This is a genomic window from Chryseobacterium sp. GTID13, assembly GCF_056172655.1.
The window spans coordinates 724125-742717 of record NZ_JAOCMB010000002.1 but is presented as its reverse complement, the minus strand read 5'-3'; the positions used below and the strand labels follow the sequence as shown (position 1 = coordinate 742717).

15 protein-coding genes and 1 pseudogene are annotated in these 18593 nt (G+C 37.2%); 8 read left to right on the top strand and 8 right to left on the bottom strand.

Annotation, left to right across the window (positions count from 1 at the left end; genetic code table 11):
- Positions 1-57 precede the first annotated feature (57 nt).
- The gene (locus N4G44_RS03685; protein ID WP_474924661.1) at positions 58-528 is read left to right on the top strand and encodes a DUF6702 family protein; all 471 of its coding nucleotides are present in this window, start codon (positions 58-60) and stop codon (positions 526-528) included.
- A gap of 156 nt (positions 529-684) precedes the next feature.
- A complete protein-coding gene (locus N4G44_RS03680) occupies positions 685-894 on the top strand; it encodes a hypothetical protein (protein ID WP_474924660.1) in 210 nt (69 codons plus the stop codon).
- A gap of 334 nt (positions 895-1228) precedes the next feature.
- On the opposite strand, the gene N4G44_RS03675 is transcribed toward N4G44_RS03680, so the two are convergent.
- Entirely contained in the window at positions 1229-2620 is a 1392-nt protein-coding gene (locus N4G44_RS03675; protein WP_474924659.1) for a M949_1556 family lipoprotein, read from the bottom strand.
- A 36-nt stretch (positions 2621-2656) separates the two neighbouring features.
- Positions 2657-5524 (bottom strand): carboxypeptidase regulatory-like domain-containing protein, encoded by a 2868-nt coding sequence (locus N4G44_RS03670; protein WP_474924658.1) that lies wholly within the window; start codon positions 5522-5524, stop codon positions 2657-2659.
- Between the two features lie 245 nt (positions 5525-5769).
- Between N4G44_RS03670 and N4G44_RS03665 the strand changes: the two genes are divergently transcribed.
- Together N4G44_RS03665 and N4G44_RS03660 are read left to right on the top strand one after the other, a co-directional pair.
- Positions 5770-6957 (top strand): endonuclease/exonuclease/phosphatase family protein, encoded by a 1188-nt coding sequence (locus N4G44_RS03665; RefSeq protein ID WP_474924657.1) that lies wholly within the window; start codon positions 5770-5772, stop codon positions 6955-6957.
- 55 nt (positions 6958-7012) lie between these two features.
- Positions 7013-7432 (top strand): DUF6146 family protein, encoded by a 420-nt coding sequence (locus N4G44_RS03660; protein WP_474924656.1) that lies wholly within the window; start codon positions 7013-7015, stop codon positions 7430-7432.
- A 71-nt stretch (positions 7433-7503) separates the two neighbouring features.
- Here N4G44_RS03660 and N4G44_RS03655 read toward each other — a convergent pair whose 3' ends face one another.
- Positions 7504-8100, bottom strand: a complete 597-nt coding sequence (locus N4G44_RS03655; RefSeq protein ID WP_260540813.1) for a superoxide dismutase — start codon at positions 8098-8100, stop codon at positions 7504-7506.
- Positions 8101-8571: 471 nt separating this feature from the next.
- A pseudogene (rho, locus tag N4G44_RS03650) lies at positions 8572-10382 on the bottom strand (transcription termination factor Rho).
- Between the two features lie 145 nt (positions 10383-10527).
- On the opposite strand from rho, the gene N4G44_RS03645 reads away from it, so the two are divergent.
- The 4 genes from N4G44_RS03645 to N4G44_RS03630 all read left to right on the top strand — a co-directional run bounded on the left by N4G44_RS03645 (position 10528) and on the right by N4G44_RS03630 (position 14604).
- Positions 10528-10917, top strand: coding sequence for a DUF4293 family protein (locus N4G44_RS03645; protein ID WP_474924655.1), 390 nt, complete (start codon positions 10528-10530; stop codon positions 10915-10917).
- 370 nt (positions 10918-11287) lie between these two features.
- Positions 11288-12208, top strand: coding sequence for a M28 family peptidase (locus N4G44_RS03640; protein WP_474924654.1), 921 nt, complete (start codon positions 11288-11290; stop codon positions 12206-12208).
- Positions 12209-12399: 191 nt separating this feature from the next.
- Positions 12400-14232 carry an ABC transporter ATP-binding protein gene (locus N4G44_RS03635; protein ID WP_474924653.1) on the top strand — a complete coding sequence of 611 codons (1833 nt, stop codon included), beginning with the start codon at positions 12400-12402 and terminating at the stop codon, positions 14230-14232.
- 27 nt (positions 14233-14259) lie between these two features.
- Positions 14260-14604, top strand: a complete 345-nt coding sequence (locus tag N4G44_RS03630; RefSeq protein ID WP_474924652.1) for a DUF1801 domain-containing protein — start codon at positions 14260-14262, stop codon at positions 14602-14604.
- On the opposite strand, the gene N4G44_RS03625 is transcribed toward N4G44_RS03630, so the two are convergent.
- The 4 genes from N4G44_RS03625 to N4G44_RS03610 form a co-directional block, all read right to left on the bottom strand.
- Positions 14601-15371, bottom strand: a complete 771-nt coding sequence (locus N4G44_RS03625) for a sterol desaturase family protein (protein ID WP_474924651.1) — start codon at positions 15369-15371, stop codon at positions 14601-14603. The two genes, N4G44_RS03630 and N4G44_RS03625, sit on opposite strands and share 4 nt — an antisense overlap.
- An 89-nt stretch (positions 15372-15460) precedes the next feature.
- Positions 15461-16228: a hypothetical protein gene (locus N4G44_RS03620; RefSeq protein ID WP_474924650.1), complete on the bottom strand. Its 768-nt coding sequence runs from the start codon at positions 16226-16228 to the stop codon at positions 15461-15463.
- A complete protein-coding gene (locus N4G44_RS03615; RefSeq protein ID WP_474924649.1) occupies positions 16228-17253 on the bottom strand; it encodes a hypothetical protein in 1026 nt (341 codons plus the stop codon). The genes N4G44_RS03620 and N4G44_RS03615 overlap by 1 nt, the downstream gene beginning before the upstream one ends.
- 176 nt (positions 17254-17429) lie before the next feature.
- Entirely contained in the window at positions 17430-18173 is a 744-nt protein-coding gene (locus N4G44_RS03610) for a helix-turn-helix transcriptional regulator (RefSeq protein ID WP_474924648.1), read from the bottom strand.
- Between the last annotated feature and the right edge of the window lie 420 nt (positions 18174-18593).

The following is an 18593-nucleotide window of genomic DNA, read 5'->3' as shown; positions in this document are numbered from 1 at the left end:
TGGCATATTATTTGTGACCTTTATAAAGCAAGTATGATTGTAAATCTATTAATTAAGATGAAAAAACTTTTATATATATCGGGGATTTTAACATTTTTTGTGTTAATGAGTTTTATGTATGTAGACTTTTTCTCTTCAATGACAAAAGTTGATTATATAGATGGAAGCAAAACATTGAAGTTTACCACAAAAATAAATACCAACCATATTTCTGATGCTATTAAGATTAATCCTAATACAGCAGGATTTGAAGCAGAGGTAAAAAAATATGTGAACAATAATTTTGATGTGTACATTAATGGCTCTCCAAAAACTATAACCTTCACCGGAAGTCAGGTAAGCGGAGAAACTGTATGGGTGTATTTTGAAACCGGCGGCGTATCGGACATCAGCACTATGAAAATTAAGAATACCATTCTTTTAAGCGCCTTTCCTAAGCAGTTCAACGTAGTGAGCATTGCCTATAAAGGAAGCCAGAAAGTAATGAATTTCCAACGGGGAAAGGAAGTGAATGAAGTTTCTTTCTAAACGGAATACCTTTTAAAATAACAAACCACTGCAGATGCGGTGGTTTTTTTGTTTTATCTTTAACTGAGCACTTCTTCGTAGGCCGTTTTTAAATCGTATTCTATATCACAAATACCAAGAAATGCTGTTAATCAGGAAACAAAATAATTTTATTCAATGAAGAGAGAGAATAAGATTGCCTTAATAATAATAATCTGCTCCATAGGCTGGATTATCTACATGTTAAAGTATAAATCTATAAGCCCACCAATGGCAGTAATACTTAAAAATGCCAAATATACCGTAGGAGAAATAACTTCTGGTTATTATGGAGAGCACGTAGAAAGGGCAATGATTTTAGATTTAAATATGAGAAAGAAATCATAAATTCTCATCAAGACGGAGAATTTGTTAATGGAAGAAAGTATCTTGTTGTATACGATTCTCTCAATATTAGAAATGGATTCCTCATATTAGATAAATTTGACATTACAGATTCTTTGAGTAAATATCATATTTATAAAAATTATAATCATTATGATGTCGGATGGTCATTACCCCAAATACCCTTTCAGTATGATAAAAGTGATATTGACTATGAGGTAAAAATGAATCTCGTAAGTGAATAGATTCTGGTTGCTTGTAAACTTATTTTAAGACCAGACAAATGAAAAAGGCCGTCTTTCAAAAGACGGCCTGTATTTTAAATATCAGATTTAGATTATTGAATCTGGATATTGTCTAACTGAACGGTTGTAGTCACACCACTTCCGTTTCCTGTATATTCGAATAAGATATATCCGTTTCCTGTCAATGTACTAGGAATATTATAAGTTCCCGCAGGAGCTAATGTTCCGTAACCACTGGTTGGCGTCTGCGGAATTGTAAATGCAGAGGTAATATCTGTTTTCGTCGCAGCCGTAATATCTCCCAGCGGTGTATAGTTGGTACTATAGTATACTTTTAAGGCATTTCCGTTCCAGAATCCAACGTTTACATCAAATTTCAATGTATTTGCAGCTGTAAAGTCAACCGGTACGATGAAGTAAGTAGTATATGGTCCTGTTCCGGAATTGGCTCCCAATTGGATATATTTATTACCGCTAAATGATTTCAACTGCCAGTATCTGTTTCCTAAAAGCGGATCGTTGATATACTTAGGGAATACTTCCAGGTTGGCAGGAGTAGTAGCATAACTTTCAAAGTTTTCAAGGAAAGATCCTGAATAAGTAATTGCAGTACCTCCTTTAGGCGGAGTAGCATCTATTCTGGTTCCTTTGAAGTTAATGTCTTTCGTATTTCTGATAAGCATCTGCCATGTAGTGTTATAACGGCTTACTACGAAAGTAGCATCTCCGTTTCCTGTCGGTAGTAAAGTAGCTCCTTCAGAAAAGAATGCGGAGTTTCTTATCGTAGTAGAATTTCCTGAACCATCCTCCAATGTTCTGTCTGTATCTACCCCTGCACCCCCAACGTAATCGATATAAGTTTTGTTTACAGGGTAAATGTCACCGATTGAAAACTGTGTGTTAGGAACTTTTACTAATGTATTGATGTACTGCTCGCTCTTAGCTGCAGCAAGGTTAGGTAATTCAACCGGCTTAATGTTTACTACTTCAAGGCCGTTACCACCACAAACCCCGGAAACATATCTGCTTACCAAAGAGGCAGGAATTCTTCCGATAGCATAAGTAGGGTCCACAGAACCTATTTTTACCGTTCCTCTGTCGATCCCCAGTCTTAATCCTTTAGCATTAATTCTGATGTGTGCTCCTACAGGGAAATCTGCATAGTTGCTTGATTTATCAACTTCGATCTGAAGACCGGCAGTAGGATTTTCCGCCTTGTCCTGGAAAGAAATTGTTTTGTAGAAATTTCCGCTTTCGTCGGAAGAAATTACATATCCGTCAAAAATCTGATCATTCGTGATCAAAAGATATCCTGTAGCCGGAGCCTGAGCTTTGAAATCTGCAAGAGAGATGTTGGGCGAAGGAAATTTGTTTTCACACTTAATAGGTGGTGTTTCCCACTCGTCTTTTTGTACACAAGAGGTAATAGCAACGGCTGCAAGGGCAGCTCCTGTTACTAAACTTAAGTATTTCTTTATGTTCATCTTAATAATTTTTAAAAGTAGTTAGTTGACTGATAATTAGAATCTAAACTGTAAATTCACAAAATATGATCTTCCCTGGGTGTACCAGTATTTCGGTGCAAACAAAGTAAACTCTCTGTCAAGATCCTGAGAGAAAGTAGGATATTTAGCATTTCTGGTCTGCTCAAATCCTCCTGTGATATACTTTCTGTTATCTAAGATATTATTTACAGTCGCAGAAATTAATACATAATACTTACCAATTACCCAGGACTTTCCTGCATTAGCATTTAAGAAGAATGAGGAAGGTAACATATTCGGCTGTAAAACCCTTCTCAGCTCAGATTCTGTTAAACCGGAATATGGTGTGTGTGTATTATCATTCTGTACAAATGATTCTGTTCTTACCAATGCTGCAGGATCCAGATAATTTTGATCAAAATAGTTCCAGTTCGCACCTACCCACCAGTATTTAGGGTTATTGTAACGGAAACCTAAAGAGAATGCCTGCTGAGGAGTTCCACCCTGACGGTAGTTTGTAATATATGCTTTGCCCAGACTTGCGTAAGGAAGCCCATTGGCAAATGCACCCACAGCGTCTGAAGCAAAATAAGTCATTGGATCATTCTTATAAGTATACTGTCCGATACTTGCCAGACCTTGTAGAGATAAAGTAGGTAATACCTTCACATCAACCCCCAGTTCCAAGCCCATGTTTCTTTTCTTCACATCCGTCATGATCTGAGAAACAAATGCACTCTGAACGTTAGTTTGGTTACCGTCCGCATCAACACCGTTCAATGGAAGACCGTCTGCGAAGAATCTTTGAACGGTAGTTTCGTTATCCGTATCCACCAAATAACCTGTCAATCTCAATTTCAGGAATGGAGAAGAAATAACGTAGCTAAGGTCATTAGCGTTCACCACCATGTTTTTCACTCCCGGAGCTACAGATCCGTTTACTCTCGGATTAACGAATAAATCTTCCAGATAAGGAGCCTGAGAATAATAAGCACCATTATAAACAAGGAAGTTTCTTCCGTTGATCTTATAGATAACCTGTCCTTTCAGACCGTAGTTCCAATAGTTATAATCAGCTCCTTTTCCATAAGAGTCTTTGTATAAATAATGTTTGAACAAACCTTCTCTGTTGGAAGATGAATATCCTGCCATGGCAGAAACAAATACATCAAACTTTCCGGTTGAGAATTTCAATCCCGGGTTCACTTTCACTTCCTGTCTTCTGAAGATGTAGTCATAACCCATTTTGTCGCCTACTCTTTTCGCTACATTATCTTCACCTTCATTAAATAAACCTGATTTTCCAGGCTGGTTTGTGGCAGCAAACGGGTCTCTGTTCAGTACAAAATCAGCTCCCAAAAGGTCATTGACTTCTCTGTACTGCTCAGAATAGTAGTTTTGATATGATACGTTTAATAAGAATTTAGTCGTATCGGTAAAATTATGGATAAAGTGTGTTGCTGCGTTCCAGATTTTATCATCGCTTACATCATTTACCATATAATATAAAGCTCTTTTGCCGGTCTGTCCATAATAGGTTCCCGGAGCCTGCTGCATATTTCTTCTGTAAAGCTTATCCCAATCCAGCTGGGTAACGCTTGTATCTCCTGATTGCCATGCTGCCAGAGCTGTTCTGTAAGCATCCTGGGCAGTGGTCGTTGTTCCATCAGGGTTGGTAACGGAAGCATTAGGATCTAAAGAATCGTAATAGCTTGGTAAGTTCCTGTAATAGGTAGGAGACGGATTCTGAACATTCTGCCAGTCTAAACGGGATCCTTTGTCTTTCCCGAACTGATAAGAAACAGATGTCCAAAGACTTGATTTTTTATCGATTTTCCAGAAATCCTGAATCTGGAAGATCGGCTGGAAACCTTTTCTCACCCTTTCACTTCTCTGCTCTCCGTCCTGATATCCCCAGTAAGAGTTATAGTGTACTCCTCTGTAATCATATACTTCCTGGGTGCTCGGGCTTGAAGTGGATCTTCTGTAAGGCGCTCCGATAAAGTTGAATGTCATTGAATGCTTGTCACTAAACTTTTTCTCAATTCCTAAATAAGTTCCGTAGGCATCATAGAAAGTTCCGTCCTGGATACCCTCTTCCGCCCACCTTCTTGCTCCCATTACAGTAAATGCCCAACCGGATTTGCTCATTCCCGAGCTGTATCTTAAAGAAGTTCTGTTTCTGTAATTTCTATTGGTTAAAGACTGAGTAAACTGAAAACCTTTTCTATACTCACTGGCTTTTGTGTTTTTATAAACAACCGAACTGTTTCCACCAAATGCATATTCAGAAGGAGAATGGTTGGATGAGATTTCAGGGTATCTTGTAATCTCGTTAAGACCACCCCAGTTTCCGAAATCTACATTTCCGTTATCAGATTTTACCATGGAAATACCATTAAGCATGGTCTCTCCCATTCTACCGTCAATTCCTCTTGGACGGAACCAGTAAAATCCTAAATCAAACGCAGCAATTCTGCTGAAAATGTCCTGAGACGACTGCAGCAAGCCTACTGTAGATGCCTGGCCGCTGTTGCTGTCTTCATCATCACCATCACTATCAATAATGGCTAATCCCTGATCTGCACTTGTAAGAGCAGAATACAGAGTAATGGCCCCTAGATCCTTTCTCTTCTCATTGGCTACATCAAACTCCATTACTTTTGTTTCGTAATTCGGCTTGGTAATCACAATTTGGTAATGTCCCGGTTGTAGATCCACAAATTGGAAATATCCAATTTTATCAGCCGTTACATCATTTTCGCTCCCTTTAAGATCTACTTCTGCCTTTTCAACAGGCTTTCCATCAGCATCCTTAAGATACGCAAACACAGTAGTCTGCGCAAAATAGAATGAGGCAGGAAGTAAAGTAAATAAAGAGACTAATGATAGTTTTTTAATCATGAGTATATTATTTTTTTTAATACTTTTCTTCTTAATTCTCAACAGTTTAAAAGTTGGGGGCACAAATTTAATCAAAATTTGGAATTTCCAATTTTTTAACCTTATTTTTTCTTAACATTGCAATCTTTTATGATTCATTATATAAGAGAATTGTTTTATCTTGTTTTAAATTTACAAATATTTAAAATGCATTGAATTAAAAAAAGGTAAATTTGTCGTTTAAATAATTTTAATACTTCTAGAGGATGAAGAGATTTATGAGTTTTATGGCTGTTATTTTTTCAATAATGGCTTTTACACAACAGGGGAAGCTTAGAAAAGTGGCTACTGTTGGCTTTTTGAATGTAGAAAACCTTTGGGACACGATCCGTTCTGCAGATTATATTGATGGCACCAAAGATATTAGCAACCCTGCCTTCCACAGAAGTATCCCGCTTGATTCTATCAAATTTTTAGAAGCTGAAAAGCATGACGGTCCCTGGAGTGACGGTGCTTTAAAAGGTAAAAAAGCAGTAAGATACCAAAGCGGATCAGATGAATTTACACCCGGTAGTGCAAAAAACTATAACACTAAAGTATATAAGGCAAAACTTGCCAATGAAGCCAAAGTAATTTCTGAAATGGGTGCCCAGTATACAAAAACAGCACCGGCAGTAGTAGGACTTATTGAAGTGGAAAACAGACAGGTAATTGAAGATCTTGTGAAGCAGCCTGCTCTTGCCAAATACGACTACGGAATTATCCATTACAATTCTTATGACTACAGGGGAATTGATGTTGCTTTGATTTACCAGAAAAGAAGATTTACACCCACCAATTCATTGAAAAAAGAACTAAAAATTTTCGGTGATGACGGTAAAAGAGAATACACAAGAGATATTCTGGTGGTAACCGGCTTCCTTGATAACGAAAAGGTAGCATTTTTCATGAATCACTGGCCTTCAAGAAGAGGTGGTGAAGCAGTTTCATTACCGAAAAGAAATGCAGCTGCCGCTTTATTGAAACAGCAGATGGACAGCATAAGAACACTGGACCCTTCTACAAAACTTTTTGCCATGGGTGACTTTAATGACGATCCTGTAAGCGCAAGTTTAAAGAATTATCTAAAAGCTGTAGCAAGCCCTAAAGACCTGAGCGAAACTACACCTTACCTTAACTTAATGTATCCTCTGTACAAAAAAGGGATTGCTTCACTGGCTTACCAGGATGCTCCCAACTTATTTGACCAGATCATTGTTTCTAAAAATTTAATGTCTGACCAGGTAACAAAAGAATATTCAGTATATAAAGCCGAAATCTTCGCTCCCCCTTATCTGGTGAACAAAGAAGGCAATTATAAAGGCTATCCATTCAGATCCTGGAACGGAGATCAGTTTACAGGAGGATACAGTGACCACTTCCCGGCATTTGTAATTCTTCAGAAAGAACCATAAAAAAATCAACTTAGGCACTCATTTTGAGTGCTTATTTTTTATACAATCCTTTATTATGAAAAATCTTATTCTGCTGTTTTTCTTCGCTTTAATCCCTTTAAGCTGTTTTTCCCAGGACAGCACCAAGAAGGAAGAAGAAAAATCGGAAATGAAGCCTTCTAAAAATGAAGACGGAGAATGGGACCTTACCGTGATCGATACCCAATTCGATTATTTTCTGAATGCCGTGGCCAAACCTATAAGTCAATATTCTGAATCTTATCTGAAAGCCAAAAACTCATTCCTTGTTTCTGAATGGAACTCTTATTATCATTCAGGAAGATACCGGAATATTATAGAATCAGGAATAGATTACGATCCGAAAGAGAATTATGGAATTAAGTTCGAATATAAGCTTTATCAGGTTTTTGCCTATGTAAGCTGGAAATACGGACTGAAAATGAACGGGCTTTCAGGGAGTGATGCCATGAGATAATACTTTCTTAAACCAAAATAAAAAGGTTCAGAATTTCTTCTGAACCTTTTTATTTTTATAATAGCTGAAAATTATTTGTTGAATAATTCCTCTACTTTATCCCAGTTTACTACGCTGAAGAAAGCAGCAACATAATCTGGTCTTCTGTTTTGGTAATTTAAATAATAAGCATGCTCCCAAACATCCAGTCCTAGAACAGGTGTTCCTTTAACATCTGCAACCGGCATTAGAGGGTTATCCTGGTTTGGAGTAGAAGAAACAGATACTGAACCATCTGAATTTTTAACCAACCAAGCCCATCCTGAACCGAATCTTGTTTTAGCAGCCTCAGAAAAATCAGTTTTGAATTTTTCAAGACCTCCGTAAGCTTCAATAGCCGCTTTTACGTTTCCTACAGGCTCTTTGCTTCCTCCAGGAGTTAAAATTTCCCAGAATAAAGAGTGGTTAAAGTGTCCTCCTCCATTGTTTCTTACAGCAGGTTTATCAGTTCCTGTCTGGCAGATCTCTTCGATCGTTTTACCTGCCAATTCAGTTCCTTCAATTGCTTTATTTAAATTGTCAATATAAGCCTGGTGATGCTTTGTATAATGGATTTCCATAGTTTTGGCATCAATAGTCGGCTCTAATGCATCGTATGCATATCCTAATTTAGGTAATTCAAATGACATAATTTTTATTTTTAATGTTATAGTCAAATTTAGCCATTATTTAAGGTATTATCAAAAACTGGGTATTACTTTAATAAATCTTTAACATTGATATATTGATTTAGAATGAATTAAATTTTTAAAGTAAAGAACCGATGAAACATTGTATTGTAATGAAGCAAATATTCTAAAACTTGTGATTTTTTAAACGCAAAGTTTCATATTTATACTACAATATTTAAGAATGCAAAGTAAATCAATCTCCGATTGATTGAATAAGCGCTCGTATTATCAGTTACTTAATCAACGGCGTAGCCGGCACCTTTGCTCTACTTAAAAATAATACGGCTCAAATATAAAACTTTGCGTTAAAATCCTTTTAGAGCTGCACTTCTATTTCTATACTCTAAAAACTCACTTTGATATTCTACCATTAAAAAAGCACGAAGATCAGTGATCTTCGTGCTTTTATTAACAAACAATTAAATTAATCTATTTATTCATAGACATCAGGAATTCTTCATTATTTAAAGTTCCTCTGATGTTTTTATTAACAAATTCCATTGCTTCCACAGGATTCATTTCAGAAAGGTATTTTCTTAAAATCCACATTCTCTGTGAAGTAACCTCATCTAAAAGAAGATCGTCCCTACGCGTGCTTGAAGCCACAAGATCAATCGCAGGATAAATTCTTCTGTTGGCAATTTTTCTGTCCAGCTGAAGTTCCATATTACCGGTACCCTTGAATTCTTCAAAGATCACCTCATCCATTTTGGAACCTGTATCAATTAGTGCTGTAGCAATAATAGTTAATGAACCTCCACCTTCAATTTTTCTGGCTGCCCCGAAGAATCTCTTCGGCTTGTGAAGCGCATTGGCATCTACACCACCTGATAAAACCTTACCGGATGCAGGAGTAACCGTGTTATACGCTCTGGCTAATCTCGTAATTGAGTCCAGTAAAATCACTACATCGTGTCCGCACTCAACCATTCTCTGTGCTTTTGCTAAAACCAGGTTGGCTACTTTTACGTGCTTGTCGGCAGCTTCATCAAATGTAGAGGCAATGACCTCAGCATTTACGCTTCTTTCCATATCGGTAACTTCTTCAGGACGTTCGTCGATCAGAAGGACCATCATATAAACTTCCGGGTGATTGGCTGCAATGGAGTTGGCAATATCTTTAAGGAGCATCGTTTTACCTGTTTTAGGCTGGGCAACGATCATTGCTCTCTGTCCTTTCCCTATTGGTGCGAAAAGATCCACAATTCTTGTCGATAGTGTAGATTCATTTCCAGCAAGGTTGAATTTCTCTTCAGGGAAAAGAGGCGTTAAATATTCAAATGCAACACGGTCTTTAATGAAGGCAAGATCGCGTCCGTTTACTTCCGTAGGCTTTAATAATGAGAAATATTTTTCACCTTCCTTCGGAAGTCTTACAATTCCTTTAACGGTATCTCCGGTTTTCAGCCCAAAGTTTCGGATCTGTGCTGTAGAAACATACACATCGTCAGGAGATGAAATATAGCTGAAATCTGATGAACGAAGGAATCCGTAATTATCCGGAAGAATCTCTAAAACCCCTTCAATACTTACCATTCCATCGAAATTGAATTCTTTTCTCTGTTCAACATGATGTTCTTCGCCCTTTTCAGCATGATGCTGTTTGTGCTGATTCTGGTTCGGATTCTGGTTTTGATTTTTATGCTGGTTTCCGCTGTTTTGCGGATTGTTGTGTCCTTTTTGCTGGGATCTTGCCTGAGATTGAGGGATATTCGGCTTTTCTTCTGATGGAGCAGATTCCTGAGATTCTGCATTTTTAGGAGCTTCTGCTCTTTCCTGGTGAGTTTCTGTATTGCCTGTATTGGCAGTTACTCTTTTTCTTTTTTCTTAACCTGCGACGAGTTGTTTTCTTCAGGAGCAACAGCTGTTTCAGATTTAGGCTGTTCTGCTTTTATTTCTTCAGCTGCGGGTACTTTTTCTTCTGCTTTTTCTACAGTTTTCGGAGTTTCTTCCACTGGAGCTTTTACTTCTGCTTTAGGTTTGGCAGGCTGTCTTTTAGGCGCTGCTTTTTTTACAGGGGCCTTGGCAGGTTTTTCTGCCGGTTGTTCTTCAGTATTCATACTGGTTTCTGTGGCGTTGAAATAATCTTTTGCAACTTTAGGGTTAGAAGCCTGAAAGTCAAGAACGGCAAAGATTTTATCATTTTCATTGCTGTTTCTAGCAACTTTAACGCCTAAATCTTTTAAGATTTTAGTCAGTTCCGTTACGGATTTTGACCTTAACGTTTCTATGTTAAACATACTTAATGTAAAAATGTAATTAATTGTGAGTAAGAAAAGTAAGTCCGGTGACTTTTGTTTTCAAGTACATATGTATAATGCAAATCTACACTAATTTTTGAATTGTGCAAAATTTATATTATTTTTGCCCAGTATTTAATAATCAATGTTACAAAGAATACAGACTATATGGACTCTTTTGGCAGTTTTGGCTGCTGTTTTCCTTTTCATTACGGGACAGGATGTTGACGTTTTTGGCCATATTCCGGTGATTGATATCAGCTGTATTGTGCTTGTTTTGACAGGAGCATTGAGTATTTTCAGTTTTAAAAACAGAAAAAGACAAATTTTGCTGAATACCATCAGCATCATTATAAACGTTTTGTTGATTGGCGTATTGGCGTACTGGTTACTAAACTTATCCGGAGGAATCCAGATTCCTGAGAAGGGTATTGAGCCGGTTTTCCCATTAATCGCGGTGATAAGTCTGCTTATAGCAAACAGTTATATCCGCAGAGATGAGAGGCTCGTAAAATCTGTAGACCGACTTCGATAGCCTTACAACGATTTTTTGAGTGAGAACAGTTCCGAAAGGAGCTGTTTTTTTATACCTTGACTTTTTAACGCAAAGTTTTATATTCGAAGCGTATTATTTTTTAAGTAGAGCAAAGATGCCGGCTAAGCCGTTGATTAAGCCGCTGGTAATACGAACGCTTATTCAATCAATCTTCGATTGATTCCATCTTTGCATCCTAAGATATGCAGCATGAAACTTAAACTTTGCGTTAAAAAAATTACATAATATTCAATAATGGTCCAAACACACCCAATCTTTTGATTAAATTTTTACATTAAAGATTAATTTTATACCATTTCATGCAACATTTCCGTTAAAAGTACGACTGATTTTATAAATTATATCCAATATGAAAAAACTAACCTATCTGGCCCTGTCTTTTTGCTCAGTATTTACATTCGCACAGGAAGTTTCTAAAGAAAGAGTAACCACCATACTTTCAACATTGGCTTCAGACGAAATGAAAGGCCGCGAAATCGGAACTCCTGAAAATGATAAGGCAGCAGAATATATTGCCAAACTTTTTAAAGAGAACAATCTGGAGTACTGCACCGGGAACTCTTACCTGATTCCTTTTGAGTATAAAGGAAAGAAGGCTTATAATGTATGCGGAATTAAAAAAGGAAAAACGGATAAATATTTAGGGTTCTCAGGACACTTTGACCATATCGGGACAAGTGATAAAACCGGAGATAATATATACAACGGTGCGGATGATGATGCCAGCGGAATTACTACTTTAGCAGGAATTGCGGATTATTTTAAAAATAAAAAACCGGAATTTTCAATGGTGTTCATGGCCTTCAACGGTGAAGAAAAAGGAATGCTGGGATCAAGAGCGATTTCTACAGATCCCGCTTTGGATAAGATATACAATAATATGACTGCTCTTTTCAATTTTGAAATGGTAGCCACGGAATCCCAGTTCGGAAAAAATGCTCTTTTTATGACAGGTGACGAGTTTTCCGATTTCGATGAACTGTTTAACAAGTATGCCGCAAACGGATTAAAAATCAATCCGGATCCATATGCTGCCCAAAAATTATTTTACAGATCGGATAATGTAAGTTTTGTAAAGAAAAAGATCATAGCTCACTCATTCTCTACGGTGGATATGACGAAAGCTTCCCATTACCATAATGAAAGTGATGATGTAAAAGTGGTAGATTTTGATAATTTAACCACGATTATCAACAATGTAGGAAAAACTTTAGAAAAACTGACTCCCCAGAATTTTGCTCCGAAGTATAATGACAAAGTGAAATTTTAAACAACAGATAACCAATACAAGACCGCCGGAATGGCGGTTTTGTCGTATCCCGTATGGTATATATCACGAAAAATTAAACAACCGTTTGTAACAAAATACAATTGACAGAAACATATTAATTAAAGTAAAACAGGATTAAGAACGTCATTTCCTTTAATTTTACGTAATTTTGCTATCCAATTTTTCATTGAATGAAACCATTACAAAGAATACTTTATTTCGCGAAACCGCATCAAAAATACCTTTTCGGAAGTATGTTTTTCAACATCCTGTACTCTTTACTGAATATCCTGTCGGTGGGAACCATGCTTCCTATTCTGGGACTGATGTTCGGTACAATTGAAAAACAGTCAAAAGAACCGGTATGGAGCGGAGCTTTCGGGGATTATTTCAATTATATTAAAGACAAGGCCTATTATTTTGTACAGGTCCAGATTGATCAGCATGGTGCTGTTTATGTACTTGCTGTTCTTTGTGCGATTACCGGGGTTTCTTTTTTATTAAGAAATATTTTCAGGTATATAGGAGCTTTCCTTCTGGTAAATTACCGTGTGGGGATTACCCGCGACCTTCGTACTGCGATGTACAATAAATTCCTGCAGCTTCCTGTTTCATTCTTTACGGAACAGAGAAAGGGAGATATGATGTCCAGGATCTCCAATGACATCGGAGGTGTAGAAGGTGGAATTATGGGAGTACTGGTAGATATCATCAACGCTCCGTTCATGATTATCTCGTCATTGATTGCCTTATTTTTACTGTCTCCTCAGCTTACGCTGTTTTCACTGGTGGTTTTTCCGGTTATGGGACTGCTGATCTCCTGGACGGGGAAAAGCTTAAAAAAACAGGCTCATTTTGCCCAGGCTGAACTGGGAAACCTTTTTTCACTGGTAGACGAAACTTTAAAATCTTCCAAAGTAATCAAGATCTTCAATGCGGATAAGATTCTTAAGAACAGGTTCAACGAAACAACAACCAACTGGCAGAATTTCGCCATAGATATGAGCCGAAGAAGGGAACTTGCTTCTCCTATGAGCGAATTCCTAGGTTCTATTACCATACTTATCATTACTTGGTATGCAGGAACTCAGATTTTAGAGGAGCAGACTATGAAACCTCAGGCTTTCCTGGTTTTCATCGGAATGTTCTTCCAGATCCTAGATCCTGCGAAAAAGCTTTCCAGTGCAATCTCTTCTATTCAGGGAGGAATGGCGAGTCTGGAAAGAGTAGCCGAAGTTCTTGACTATGACTTAAAAGTGGAAGAAATTGCGGAACCGGTTTCCATTTCTACACTGAACAACCAGATTGAATTCAAAAGCATTGGATTCTTTTACGATAAAGACAATGTGATCCTTAAAAATTTCTCACTGATTATTCCAAAAGGAAAAACCATAGCGCTTGTAGGACAGAGCGGAAGCGGAAAAACGACAATAGCCAATCTTCTTGCAAGATTCTATGACGTTAATGAGGGTGAAATTTTAATTGACGGAACTGATATCAAGCATTTAAAACTAAAGGAATACCGTCAGCTTTTAGGAATGGTAACCCAGGAATCCGTACTATTCAACGATTCGGTTTACAACAATATTCTGATGGGTAAACCTGATGCTACGAGAGAAGAAGTAATTGAAGCAGCAAAAATTGCCAATGCAGATAATTTTATTTCGAATCTTCCTGAAGGGTATGATTCCAACATCGGCGATGATGGAAATAAGCTTTCCGGAGGTCAGAAACAAAGGGTTTCTATTGCCAGAGCAGTATTGAAAAACCCGCCTGTGATGATTCTGGATGAAGCTACTTCTGCCCTGGATACGGAATCTGAAAGGTTTGTTCAGGATGCCTTGGATAAAATGATGGAAAACAGAACGTCCCTTGTTATCGCGCACAGACTTTCAACTATTCAGAAGGCAGACTGGATTGTAGTGATGGAGAAAGGAATTATAGTAGAACAGGGAACCCACCACGATCTTATCGCCAAGAAAGGTATGTATCACAAGCTGGTAGAACTTCAAAATTTCGACTAATCGTTTACTGAATTCAATTTCACTTAAATGAACCCTATACAAGAGTACTTCTACAGAATCGATGAGCCTGAAAGAAGTACTCTTTTGTTTTTAAGGAAAATGATCCTGGAATCTGATCCGGATCACATTACGGAAACGTTCAGCTTTGGGCTGCCTTTTTTCAAATATAAAAAGAAGATGCTGTGTTATCTCTATTACAGCAAAAAGTACAAGCAGCATTATATAAGTTTTTATCACGGTGATAAGCTCGACTATCCTGAACTTCTTCAGGAGGGCAGAAAGAAGTTTAAGATCCTTTTAATTGATATAGAAAAAGACCTGCCTGTTTCTTTCATTATGAACGTCATTGATGATATAAAACAGTATATCTAGCCCTGTTTCCCGAACCTTTTTTCCTGAATACGGTCATATGTTTTTACATAATCCGGATTTTCGGTTTTCATTATTTTATCCCAAAACCTGAAGTACAGCCCGTAATTTCCTTTAAATTTATTGTGATGCATATTATGATAAACGGATGTATTGATAATGTTGAAAAGAAAAGAATCCCTTAGCCATCTCGGGGCAATTTCATACCCTAAATGCCCATAAATATTGATTGCCAGAGAGCTTATAATAAATATATAAATACTAATAGGGTGCAGAGGAATTATAAATAGCAAAATAGGAACAATCAAGCCTTCACCAACAGCTTCAGCGATATGAAATGAATAAGCAGCAAACGGGCTGGGGTTGGTAGATTTGTGATGAATAAGATGCACGTATTTAAAGATCTTTTTGTGATGTAAAAGCCTGTGCATCCAGTAAAAATAGGTGTCGTGGATAAACAATCCCAAAAAGATGCTTGCGACTAGCCAATATATGGAGTATTCGTCAATATTTCTGTAGAGTTTGGTGTATTGATTCAGAGAGGTTCCGGTTACCAGTAGAATTAGAAACGTCATCACGAGAGATGAAATCACGGAATGAAAAATCTCTCTTATAATATCTCTCTTTTTGATTTCTTTCTGCTGGATTTTAGCATTATACAGTATTTTTCTAAACATGATATAACATATCCAGTAATATAATCCTGCCAGGAAAAAATAATACAGAAGCCCTGTAGAGGTCAGGTCAAAAAAATCTTTTATGTATTTCATGGTTTCTATATTAAAAATCGTAAAACACCAATGCTGCCATAACATTGGTGTTTATCTTTTATATGGAGAAGCTATCCGGAAACCGCTGTCTATTGCGTATTGATTCCGTTAGTTTCTGCCTGCTTAATGGCCCAGGCCAGCATATTGGCAAACAGTATTGAATTTTGCACCTGCATACTTCCTGCTGTGTAACCGTTACCGGCAGAACCGTATACTGTTTTCTGCACCGGGAAATATCCTCCTGAACTTGGAGCAACAAACGGCTCTATGGTGTTGCTTGGATATTGATTCCCATTTGCATTTTCATTACTAAGGAATCCACCATCCCCAAACCAGATGAAATTTAATGATGTATGTCTTAATCCTGAAATACCGGTTCTTGAAGTCGTATCATTTATAGGCTGAGCATAGCTGTATGGAATAAAACCACTTGTTAAGCCTGATATGTTTATCGTTGTGGAAGCATCTTCACCCCAGTTTTTACCTCTTACATCACCAAAAGGTCCGTTCAGGATTGGATCATTTGTATTTACAAGTGTATACACCGAACCTGCACCGCTTCCGTTGCCGGCAGTGATTGTCGGGTCTGAGAAGATTGCCCGCATCATGTTTCGGGAAGAAGGTGAGTCATCTTCAAATGCAATTACCACTCCTTTACTGTTCAGATAATTTGCGATATATCCGGCAGCAGTCGCATCAGGGGTGTATGGATAACCTATAATCACAATATCCGGTTTAGCGTTTAATGAGGTTAATAACGTAGCATTACTAGGATTGGATCCTAATGAAGTATGGGTATATCCTCCGGATTTTACAATACTGGATGCTGTCGTTCCGAAGTTGGTAGGAGAATCCATCAGGCTTCTGGAAGGCCCTGTATAAGCACTATATCCGTAAGCTGTTTCAGCCCCGATATGCAGAACTTTTTTACAGGAATTGTTATTACTACCGTTACATTACATGTTGTTGCGCCGTCTGCACTATTGGAGGTAATGGTCATTACTTTATCTGCGGTAGAAGTCGGAGTTCCTGTACCTGATAAAGTTACATTCTGGTTACCTGTAGCAGTAAAGGTCCCTGATCCACTGAAAGAAATACCATCTACCGTATTGGTTGTGATGGAATAACTTCCTAATGCAGATACCACGACAGGTAGAGTAATGGTATTACTCGCCGTTAAGGCTGTTCCTTTAGTATAGACCCCGTTTACAGTAGCACTTCCACAAGATATTGAATACGTTCCTGCGGAGCTTAAAACATTTACAGTAACAGGAGGTGTACAGGTAACATCTACCCCGTTTGCAGAAAGTCCCACTGTATTTACCTGTACCGCTGCGGGTGTACCCTGTCCGGGCACCTGTACAGTCTGAATACCTGTGTTCAGGAAAACTCCGGTCCCGTAAAAATTGTAGCCGTTGGTGGTTGTACCGGTAATTGTATAATTTCCGATTTTAGTTACATTAACAGTAATGCTTAAATAATTAGAAGCTGTTAATTCTTTGCCCTGAATATAGGTTCCCATTGCCTTGGAATTCGAGCAGTCTATGGTAAAAACCGACTTCCCGATTTGTCCGCAGACACTTTTCCACTCACTGTCTGCAAGGCTCCAGTAATTGTAGCAGTCTTCACTGGTATTGAAAATGGTAAGACCATCATCTTTTGCAGGGTTTATAACAATGGCATCTCTTTGAGTTTCTGTAAGGCGGGGAATAAGAATTCCCTTGTTGTTATTGCCCGATACTACATCCAGCACACTGTTGGCATTGGGAGTAGTAGTATTAATGCCTACTGCTCCATTGGTAGTTTGTGAATAATACTTCCCAAAAGCCAGAAACAAAGCCAGAAATATGATTCTGATTTGAATTGTAGATTTTGTCATCATTGTATTTAATTATTTTAGTTATTTGTCGTTTTAACTTTTGCATTGTGTTTTCAAAAAAGATATCACCAAAAAATTATTTTGGCTTATGAAATGCAAAGTTATCTACAGCAATCCTGCATCACTAAAATATGGCTACGCAAATCTACGCACGAGTAGAAAAACTCATGACAGAAGGCTTATATCTTGAGTATAAAATTGTTGATATTAATATCCGAAGGGATATCCAGCTTCTTTCTTATCCTGTACTTTCTGCTTTCGATTGCTCTTACACTGCTGTTGGTACACTGGGCAATTTTTTTGGTATCAAAGTTCAGTCTCATTAATGCGCAGATGTGTATTTCTGAGCTGATAAGGCTATAGTTCATCTTTAAAAGGCTGGGTATAAAGTCCGGAAAATAGGTCTGAAATTTTTCAAGAAAAAGGGGTGAATCTGTTTCTGCCAGCTCTAAAATTTCAGCAATGTTATCTTCAGAAAGATTATTATTAATAATCTGCTGTTTCATCAATTCATTATTGACCTTAAGCAGATCTTCAATAGTGGAGTCTTTTATTTCCGTCTCCTCCATCAATCCGTTAATGAGCTTATCTTTCTGGTGTATGAAAGATATATCGATGAGAAATGTGGTAAAGGAAAAAATAATATTCAGCAGACGTATGGTTTTAAAATCTGCCTTCATCATATATTGGCTTCTCGGTAAAAAATTCAGTTCAAAAAATAAGCAACCGATAAAGTTTAATGCAATAATGATGACTATAAACAGTATGGAATAATAATCTTTTTTATAATTGAAAAAGAAAGGCAGCGCAAACAGAATGGAAAAATAAAAATACTCAACGCCGGCATCTCTGGATGTATATACGTAGAAAAAGCTCACTATAAAAGTCAGGATTATAAAAACTATGATGATATTTATTTTCAAAATTTTCCGGAACCTTTTGACCTTTCCTTCAATGAATATTAAAACAAACCAGTAGAGAGTAATGCAGATAAGAAATATAGAAGCTAATGCATCTCCAAAGAAAAGCACAATAAATACCGAATAGAATAAAAAAAGTAAAAAAAGAAATATCAGATAACGGTTGATCAGTTTTACATAATTTCGATCAAAATCGTTATCAAAAACCTCATTTTCACTGTTTATTATTTTAAAAATTTTTTTCATCATATTCTAAAACATTAAAAGTGAATTTATAAAATACGCAGGTAGATATTTGTACACATAAATTTATGGATTACCAAGCTTGCATATTGAATTATTTTCAATAAATTAAATTTTTCAATGAAAAATAACCAAAACAAATCCCCGTTTAATGAAAAACACAAATAACCATGCCTGTTT